The 2,930-nt window shown below is 71.0% G+C and carries 3 protein-coding genes; 1 reads left to right on the forward strand and 2 read right to left on the reverse strand.

What is annotated here, in order from left to right; genetic code table 11:
- Positions 1-110: 110 nt before the first annotated feature.
- On the reverse strand, positions 111-626 hold the full coding sequence (locus ACFW2E_RS44530; RefSeq protein WP_384477206.1) for a hypothetical protein: 516 nt from the start codon (positions 624-626) through the stop codon (positions 111-113).
- A gap of 147 nt (positions 627-773) precedes the next feature.
- Positions 774-2,060, reverse strand: a complete 1,287-nt coding sequence (locus ACFW2E_RS44535) for a cytochrome P450 (protein ID WP_384477208.1) — start codon at positions 2,058-2,060, stop codon at positions 774-776.
- A gap of 183 nt (positions 2,061-2,243) precedes the next feature.
- On the opposite strand from ACFW2E_RS44535, the gene ACFW2E_RS44540 reads away from it, so the two are divergent.
- Positions 2,244-2,843, forward strand: a complete 600-nt coding sequence (locus tag ACFW2E_RS44540) for a 2'-5' RNA ligase family protein (RefSeq protein WP_384477211.1) — start codon at positions 2,244-2,246, stop codon at positions 2,841-2,843.
- Positions 2,844-2,930 lie beyond the last annotated feature (87 nt).

Raw genomic sequence — 2,930 nt, forward strand, 5'->3', positions numbered from 1 at the left:
CGCACCCCCACCCCCCCCCCCCGCCCCAGCCCCTGACCGGCACCCGGGGGGGGCCCCCGCCCGCCCGCGCCCGGGCGCGGCGTGGGGCCGGCGGCGGACCACGGACCGGCTCAGCAGCCGCCGCAGTTGTAGTAGAGGACGTCCCAGTGGCTGCCCTCGTCGGCGTAGATGTTGCCGGAACCCGACCGCCATTGCGGGGCGCCGTCGCCGCGGAGGCCGATGTACGTGAAGTTGTTCTTGATGTAGTTCCCGATGCACGTGTTCTTGCCGTAGTCGAGCTTGTAGCCGTTCCAGTGCGAGTACGTGCCGGAGGCGTGGCCGGTTTCCGTACCGCCGGTGATGTTGAGGGCGCAGCCGCTCGCGCTCTTGAGGGTCTGTGCGCCCTGGGCGGTGGCGAGGTTGAGCTGCTCGAAAGACGTACACGTCGAGTTGTTGCGGTCGGAGCAGTTGCCGGAGGACGACCACGTGATCCCGACCTGGCGGAACATCTGGGTGGCGGTGGCGTGGCTGATCTTGGTGACGGCGAAGGCGTCGGTGGCGGTGCCGAGGACGGCGACGCCGGGGGCGACGACGAGGGCGAGTGCGGTCAGGGCGGCGCGGGTCTTCGTGATCCGTGTGGCCTTCATGGGGACCCTTCCTGCTGTTGGCCGTGCTTCCTGTGGGGCGGCTGTGCAGGCGGTGCAGGGAGATGGTGCCCGAGGTCTACGCGTGTCCGCCAGAGGGCGGAAACGGGTTGCGCGACCGGTGCGCGCCGACGGACGAAGAAATCCGGGTCATCGGCCGTGACGACTGGCCGCGGGGTGACGCGCTTCTCCCCTGGGGTCCGTGAACGCCGACGCCGTGTGGCCGGGGGTGAACGTGACGGGCAGGTGCTCGGGGCCACGCAGTCCACCGAGTCTCCAGCGCAGTTCGCCGGGCGGTACGGCCAGCTCGAGATCGGGCAGGCGGCGCAGCACGGTGGCCATGGCGACCTGCCCCTCCAGCCGGGCCAGCGGCGCTCCGAGGCAGTAGTGGATGCCGTGCCCGAACGCGAGGTGTGCGTTGTCGCGCCTGCCGATGTCCAGGCGATCGGGATCGGGGAACCGCGCCGGATCGCGGTCGGCGATGGCCGAGGCGATCACCACGGTCGCCCCGCGCGGGATGGCCACCCCGGCGATCTCGACGTCCTCGCGCGCGAACCGGGCGATCCCCGGGTTGACCGGCCCGTCGTGGCGGAGGAACTCCTCGATCGCGTTCGGCAGCAGCGCCGCGTCGTCCCGGAGCATCCCCAGCTGGTCGGGGTGGGTGAGCAGTGCGGCGATGCCCCCGCCGATCAGGTTGACCGTGGTGATGTATCCCGCTACCAGCAGCAGGAATGCCATGGCGATGAGCTCGTCCTCGTCCAGTCGCTGCTCCTCGTCGCGGGCGATGATCAACGCGCTGAGCAGGTCGTCGCCCGGCCGCGCGCGTTTGGCCTCGAGGAGCTTGGTGACGTACGAGCGCATGTGCCGCCACGCTCGCTCCACCACGGCCGGGTCCGGCGGCTCCATGGCGCGGTTGACCATGTCGTCGGTCCAGCGCTGGAAGTCGTGCCTGTCCGCCACGGGCACCCCGAGGAGCTCGCTGATAACGGTGACCGGAAGCGGCAGCGCGAAGTCCTCGACGAGGTCCGCGCGGCCGGCCGGCACCACCGCGTCGAGCAGGTCGTCGGCGATGGCCTGTACGCGGGGCCGCAGCTCGGCCACCCTGCGCGCGGTGAACGCCTTCGAGACCAGGCGGCGCAGGCGGGTGTGATCGGGTGGGTCGGCACGGAGCATGTTGCTCAGAAAGGATTCGCGCTCCGTCGTGGGCAGCCGCTGCATGAGGCGTGGGTCCGACGCGTCGCGGATGTCGCTGCTCAGCCGCGGATCCGACAGCGCGGCGAGGCTGTCCTCGTAGCGTGTGACCAGCCAGGCCTCGAGGCCGCCGGCGAGGATGGCGCGGCGCACCGGGCCGTCCTCGCGTAGCTGCCCGTAGAACGGAAAGGGATCCATGACGAAGGAGGGATCGTCGTAGGGCAGGGGGATCGGCTGCTGACTCATGATGCCTCCCGTGCTGCGATGCGATCCGCTCGTAACAATTGCGCGTTTCGCGGTGATACACACAAGTATGTTCCGACGTACGAGTATGTCCCGGCTGCGGGACTTCATCGCGACACGAGCCGGTGCCGTGCGGCGGACCCGTTCGGTGCTTCGGGGCTGCGCCCGCTCTGGGACCATGGGCAGGTGGACGGGAATCCGGTCTTCGGCGGGGCCGAGCCGCTGGATGCCCTGGAAGTGGCGCCGACGGCCAGGTCGGCTGTTGCGTGGCTGCCGCCCCGGGAGCTTTGGCCGGTGATTCAGGACATCCGCTGGGAGCACGATCCGCAGGTACGGCGGTGGCCGCCGCATGTGAATCTGCTGTTCGGGTTCGTGCCGGAGGAGGAGTTCGCGCGGGCCCTGCCGTTGCTGGCCGCTTCGGCGGCGGAGAGCACGCCGTTCCCGGCGCGCCTGGCCGGGGTGCGGTACTTCCTGCACCGGCACTACGCGACGGTGTGGCTCGATCCGGCCGCGGCAGACCCGGCGCCATGGGCCGGTCTCCAGCGGAAGCTGGGGCGGAGGTTCCCGCTGTGCCACGGGCGCGGTGGCCGCTTCACCCCGCATCTGTCCCTGGGGCGCACCCAGGACCCGAAGAGCCTTGCCGCCGAGTGTGCCGTGCGGCTCGGAACGCTTCCGGCCGTGGTCGACGAGGTGGTCGTGCTGTCCCGGCGCGACGAGGGGCCCATGCGGCCCCGGGCCGTGATCACCCTGGGAACGGGCGAGGTGCACCGACCGCTCGAGGGCTAGGCCCAATGCCGGTGACTTAGCTTGTGCCGTGCCGCGTGATGGTCACGGTGTCCGGTGCGGGTGGTAGCCAGTTGCGGTGCTCGGTCC

It is taken from the genome of Streptomyces sp. NPDC058964 (assembly GCF_042741275.1).
Taxonomy (GTDB): Bacteria; Actinomycetota; Actinomycetes; order Streptomycetales; family Streptomycetaceae; genus Streptomyces.

Excerpts from the sequence above, each read along its gene's own strand:
- ACFW2E_RS44530 (WP_384477206.1), bottom strand. The coding sequence starts at position 626 with ATGAAGGCCACACGGATCACGAAGACCCGCGCCGCCCTGACCGCACTC.
- ACFW2E_RS44535 (WP_384477208.1), bottom strand. The coding sequence starts at position 2,060 with ATGAGTCAGCAGCCGATCCCCCTGCCCTACGACGATCCCTCCTTCGTC.